The 5,270-nt window shown below is 75.5% G+C and carries 6 protein-coding genes; 2 read left to right on the top strand and 4 right to left on the bottom strand.

The window, feature by feature from the left end:
• Positions 1-230 precede the first annotated feature (230 nt).
• The 3 genes from G3I42_RS36560 to allB form a co-directional block, all read right to left on the bottom strand.
• The gene (locus G3I42_RS36560; protein ID WP_164291949.1) at positions 231-680 is read right to left on the bottom strand and encodes a ribonuclease; all 450 of its coding nucleotides are present in this window, start codon (positions 678-680) and stop codon (positions 231-233) included.
• A 170-nt stretch (positions 681-850) separates the two neighbouring features.
• Positions 851-1,969 (bottom strand): allantoicase, encoded by a 1,119-nt coding sequence (gene alc / locus G3I42_RS36555; protein ID WP_164291948.1) that lies wholly within the window; start codon positions 1,967-1,969, stop codon positions 851-853.
• A 97-nt stretch (positions 1,970-2,066) separates the two neighbouring features.
• Positions 2,067-3,419: an allantoinase AllB gene (gene allB, locus G3I42_RS36550; protein ID WP_164291947.1), complete on the bottom strand. Its 1,353-nt coding sequence runs from the start codon at positions 3,417-3,419 to the stop codon at positions 2,067-2,069.
• 232 nt (positions 3,420-3,651) lie between these two features.
• On the opposite strand from allB, the gene G3I42_RS36545 reads away from it, so the two are divergent.
• Positions 3,652-4,455, top strand: a complete 804-nt coding sequence (locus tag G3I42_RS36545) for an IclR family transcriptional regulator (RefSeq protein WP_164291946.1) — start codon at positions 3,652-3,654, stop codon at positions 4,453-4,455.
• 64 nt (positions 4,456-4,519) lie between these two features.
• On the opposite strand, the gene G3I42_RS36540 is transcribed toward G3I42_RS36545, so the two are convergent.
• The gene (locus G3I42_RS36540) at positions 4,520-4,873 is read right to left on the bottom strand and encodes a DUF5955 family protein (RefSeq protein WP_164291945.1); all 354 of its coding nucleotides are present in this window, start codon (positions 4,871-4,873) and stop codon (positions 4,520-4,522) included.
• Between the two features lie 217 nt (positions 4,874-5,090).
• Between G3I42_RS36540 and G3I42_RS36535 the strand changes: the two genes are divergently transcribed.
• A partial coding sequence (locus G3I42_RS36535) for an NTP transferase domain-containing protein (RefSeq protein ID WP_164291944.1) occupies positions 5,091-5,270 on the top strand: 180 nt, incomplete at its 3' end.

Raw genomic sequence — 5,270 nt, 5'->3', positions numbered from 1 at the left:
CGCCCCGCCGCGCGCCGTCGAGCCGTGGGGGGACGCGCGGTGGGGCGGGGGGCGCCTGGACCGGTGGGTGCCGGCTACCGGCGCGGCGCCGGGGGAAATGGTCGGTGTGCTCGGGGAGCTCGGCCGGGATCGGGCGCGGGTGCGCCGGTTCCGCCGGTTCGGCAGGCTCCGCCGGTTCGGCAGGCTCCGCCGGTTCAGCAGGCTCCGCCGGTTCAGCTGATTCCGCCGGTTCAGCAGGTGAAGTCGATCAGGTCGAAGCTCGCGTAGTGGTCGGAGGTGTAGTAGTCCTCGTCGGTCTCCTCACCGGTCACGATGCGGCGCGCGCCGCGGTCCGAGGAGCCGGGCGTCTTGACCGTGTACTCGTGGTAGTAGCCGGTGGACTGGTCGGGGAGGATGCCCTCGCGGTTCTGGAAGACGATGCCGTCCTGCGGGTACGGGAACGGGCCGCCCGCATCGATGAGTTCGAGCGTGTCGTGGGCCTGGCTCGGCAGGGCCGAGGAGCAGATGTCGCCGACCGCCGCCGCGCGGGCAGGGGCGAGGACGGCGGCGGAGACGGGGGACGGGGCCGGGGCCTGCGCCTGCGCGGTGGCGGCCGGGCCACCGATCAGGAGGGCGGCGCCGAGCGCGGTGAGGGCGGCGAGTCGGGGGGTGCGGGACAAGGTGTGGGGGTGTCGTCGCATGGCATCCACGATGACGCGCGTAGATGCCGGTGTCCATGTCAACCCGGGTGAAAGTTCCGTGTGTTGGTGAACGGCTGGTGCACGCGGTGTGCGTCGGCGCGGGACGCGCGCCCCCGGGCGTACGCGGCCGATGGCCCGCACTCCCCCGACGCGCCCCGCCCGGCGGCACCTCAGCCTTCGCTCAACGCACTGATCCTGCGCTCCAGTTCACGCATCCCCCGCTCGCTCAGACTCCCGTGCAGCCGCAGGCGCGAGACGCCGCCGTCGGGGTGGATGTCGAGGCGCGCGTGGGTCGCGGGGACGGGGTGGTCGAGGAGGAAGCGGTGCGGGGTGTCGGGCTGGAGGCGGGTGGGCGGCAGGAGTGCGGTCCACGGCCCGTCGTCCTCGCGCACCGAGAGCGCCGCCCAGCCCGCCGCGTTGCCGAGGTAGCAGGCGGTGTCGATCTCGACGGCGCGGATCTCGCCGTGCCCGGCGAGCGCGTACCGCACCCAGTCGTGCCCGTCGTCGCGGCGCCGCCGCGTCTCCCAGCCCTCGTGCATGGCGCGCGAACGTCCCGGGCGCAGGGTGTTGGCGGGCGGCGAGAAGAAGCGGTCGGAGGCGTCCTCTGCGCGGCCCCCGTGCTCCTGCGCGGCGAGGTCGAAGGTGCCGAGCGCGGCGAGCCAGCGCGGATCGGGCACGACGTCGCCGTACACGCGCAGCCGGGCGATCCCGCCGTCCGGGTACTGCCGCAGCCGTACGTGCGTGAACCGGCGTCCGGCCGCGACGGGGAAGCCGTTCGCCGCGTGCCCGCCGACCTCCGTGCGCGGCAGGAGAGTCGTCCAGCGCACGCCGGGGGCGAGCAGGTCCCCGGGGCTCGGGTGGCCCGGCAGCGCGGTGGCCTCGACGCTCACCGCGCGGGGGTGGTTGCCGCGGAAGTGGGCGGTGTCGACGAGGAGTCCGCGCACGACGCCGGGGGTCGCGAGGCGGATGAGCGCCCAGTCGTGGTCCTCGGCGTCCGGCCAGGGGTGCGCGGGGTCCGTGCCGCGACGGCGGCGGGTCTCCCAGCCGTCCATGATCTTGCCCTTGTGGCCGTACGCGGCCGGGTCGAAGCGGGGGCGGTCGGGGACGAGCAGGTTCTCGCGCTCGGCGAAGAACTCGTCGTTGGCGGCGACGACGCAGCCGCCGAGGCCGCGGTCCGCGAGGTCGGGGAGGTGGGTGAAGGGGTGTGCGGTGGCGCGGTAGTCGGCGTAGGGGTCGCCGCCGGCGTAGGGCTGGGCGGGGCCGGTGAAGGCGGGGGGCGTCGCGGTCACGGTGGCGTCTTTCCTTTCGTCGCTTCGGGGCGCGCGTTCTCCCTTCGGGACGCGCGTCCTCGCTTCGGGGCACGCGCCCTCGCTTCGGTGCGCGCGGTCACGGCTCGCGGTGCAGCAGCTTCCCGCTCGGCGCGGTGAACCTGCCTTCGGAGTAGACCTGTTGACCGCGCAGCCAGGTGGCGCGGACGACGCCGCGCAGGGTGCGTCCCGCGTAGGCGGTGACGGCGTTGCGGTGGTGGAGGCGGGCGGGCTCGACGGTGAACTCCGTCTCGGGGGCGAAGACGGTGAAGTCGGCGTCCCCGCCCGGGGCGAGAGCGCCTTTCGTGGTGAGCCCCGCGAGGGCCGCGGGCGCGGCGGACATGCGGCGGACGACGTCGGCGAGCCCCGTCCCGCGTTCGGCGGCGGCGGTCCAGACGGCGGGCAGGCCGAGCTGGAGCGAGGAGATCCCGCCCCAAGCGCGCGCGAAATCGGGGGCCTTGAGGTCAGCGGTCGACGGGGAGTGGTCGGAGACGACGCAGTCGAGCGTGCCGTCCGCGAGCGCCTGCCACAGGGCCTCCTGGTTAGCGGCCTCCCTGATGGGCGGACAGCACTTGAACTCCGTCGCGCCGTCCGGGACTTCCTCGGCGGTGAGGGTCAGGAAGTGGGGGCAGGTCTCGGCGGTGACGCGCGCTCCGGCCGCTTTCGCCTCGGCGATGAGCGGCAGCACGTCGGCGCTGGAGACGTGCAGGACGTGGACGCGGGCGCCGGGGTGGCGGGCCGCTGCCTCCAACAGGAGGCGGACGGCCTCGCGTTCGGCGGCGTGGGGGCGCGAGGCGAGGAAGTCGCGGTAGTGGGGGCCGGGGCGCTGGGGAGCGGCGGCGAGGTGGTGGGGGTCCTCGGCGTGCACGAGGAGGAGGCCGCCGAACGCGGCGAGGGCGGTGAGGGCCGTGTCGAGCCCGTCCGCGTCCAGCGGCGGGAACTCGTCGACGCCGGACGGGGAGAGGAAGCACTTGAAGCCGAAGACCCCGGCGTCGTGGAGTGGCCGCAGGTGGGCCGCGTTGCCGGGGATCGCGCCGCCCCAGAAGCCGACGTCGATGTGCGCGCGGGGGCCCGCGACCTCTCGCTTGCGGCGCAGGTGGTCGACGGTGGTGGTGGGCGGGAGGGAGTTGAGCGGCATGTCGACGAGCGTCGTGATGCCCCCGGCGGCGGCCGCGCGGGTCGCGGTCGTGAAGCCCTCCCAGTGGGCGCGGCCGGGGTCGTTGACGTGGACGTGGGTGTCGACGAGCCCGGGCAGCAGGGCGTCGTCGCCGAGGTCGAGCACGCGGCAGCCCTCGGGCGGCTCGCTCCCGTACGCGAGGACCGCGCTGATCACGGGCCCCGTGACCGCGACGGCGGCGGGGCGCGGCGGGCCCTCGGGGAGTACGGCGCGGGTGGAGCGGAGGAGGAGATCGGGCGGTGCGGCGGCGGTCATGGCGGGGCCCCCTGGTCAACGCCTGCGGAGGCGTTCAACGTTCTGTTGAACGCTTGCCGTGAGTCTCTGCCGCCCCGGGAGGAGCGTCAAGAGCGCCGGGCGAAGGGATACACCCTGCCTCTTTTCGGTAACCGGAAATGAACTTTCGCGTAACACGGTCCTCGGTACGGCCCGAAAGGTCCCGCCCGGTAGGCTGCTGTTTCGCCCGTCCGTCCCCTGAAAGGACCGTGCCGTGCCGACCCCGAGCACCAGCGATGCCGCCGCTCCCCCGAAGTCCGCGGTCGCCGGGGGCGTGCAGTCCCTGGAGCGCGCCTTCGACCTCCTTGAGCGGATGGCGGACGCGGGCGGCGAGGTCGGCCTGAGCGAACTCGCCACGAGCAGCGGCCTTCCACTCCCGACGATCCACCGCCTCATGCGCACGCTCGTCGCGACCGGCTACGTGCGCCAGCAGGAGAACCGCAGGTACGCGCTGGGCCCGCGCCTGATCCGGCTCGGCGAGTCCGCCTCGCGGCTGCTCGGCACGTGGGCGCGCCCGTATCTCGCGCGGCTCGTCGACGAGACGGGCGAGACGGCGAACATGGCGCTGCTCGACGGCGACGAGGTGGTGTACGTGGCGCAGGTGCCCTCGAAGCACTCGATGCGCATGTTCACCGAGGTCGGCCGCCGGGTCCTGCCGCACTCGACGGGCGTGGGCAAGGCCCTCCTCGCCGACAGCGCCCCGGGCGAGGTGCGCGCGCTGCTCGCCCGCACCGGGATGCCCGCGGCGACCGACCGCACTCTGACGACGCCCGAGTCCTTCCTCGCGGCGCTCGACGACGTGCGGGCGCGGGGCTTCGCGGTCGACGACAACGAGCAGGAGATCGGCGTGCGCTGCCTCGCGGTGGCCGTCCCCCACTCCCCCACGACGGCGGCGCTCTCGGTCTCGGGCCCGGCGGGCCGCCTCACCGACGAGGCGATGGCACGTCACGTACCCGTCCTGCGCCAGGTCGCGGCCGAACTGTCCGAGGCGCTCGCGCGCCGCGCGGAACAGGGCTAGCGGACCACTCCGGGCGGCGCCCGGCACAGCCGTACGGGACAGGGCACCGCCCTCAGCGACCCCGTCAGCGCCCGCCCGCGCCGCCGAACAGCTCGACCGCCGCGCGCAGTCGGGCGAGGGCGGGGGCGAGGGCGCTCACCGAGCCCGTGGTCGCGGCGAGGCGCAGGAGGGGGCCGCCGAGGGCGGCCGGGCTCGGGGCCGGGCCGGACAGGAGGGCGGTGAGCGCGGCGAGTTCCTCCTCGGCGAGGTCCCTGTCGGTGAGGTCGGCGGGCAGCGTGGCGAGGGCGCGGCGCAGGGCCGTCACGGCCTCGCGCAACTCCGCGATGCGCGGGTCCTCCTGCTCCTCGACGGGTCGCCCGCCACCCGCCGGTTCCCCCGCGTCGGCGACGGGCACACCCGTCCGGTCCGTACCGGTCACAAGCGGCACTCCTCCCCCTTCGCACGTCCTCGTGCGTCTACCCGAATTCGTTCGCGGGCCACGGCTGGTCAGGCGCACGGCGGCGCGAACGGTGCCCAGTATTCGCCACCGCGCGCCGACACGCCAGCCGGTACACGCCCCGCCCACGCCGCGCGCGCCCCGCCCGTAGGGTCGCCGCACACGCGGGCCGGTGCGGACCGGCCGGAGGGAGGCAGTGGTGACGAGGCACGCGGAGGGCGGGACAGCCGGGATCGTGCTCGCGGCCGGGGGCGGGCGGCGGCTCGGGGGCAGGCCCAAGGCGCTTCTCGTACACGGGGGTTCGCCGCTGGTCGCGCGTGCGGTCGCCCTCGCGCGGGCGGGTGGTTGCGGGCGCGTGCACGTCGTGACGGGGGCCGAG

Origin of the sequence: Streptomyces sp. SID11385, assembly GCF_010548245.1 — a bacterium.
Lineage (GTDB): Bacteria > Actinomycetota > Actinomycetes > Streptomycetales > Streptomycetaceae > Streptomyces.
Note: the sequence above shows the minus strand (reverse complement) of the source record. Positions and strands in the feature narration are given on the sequence as shown.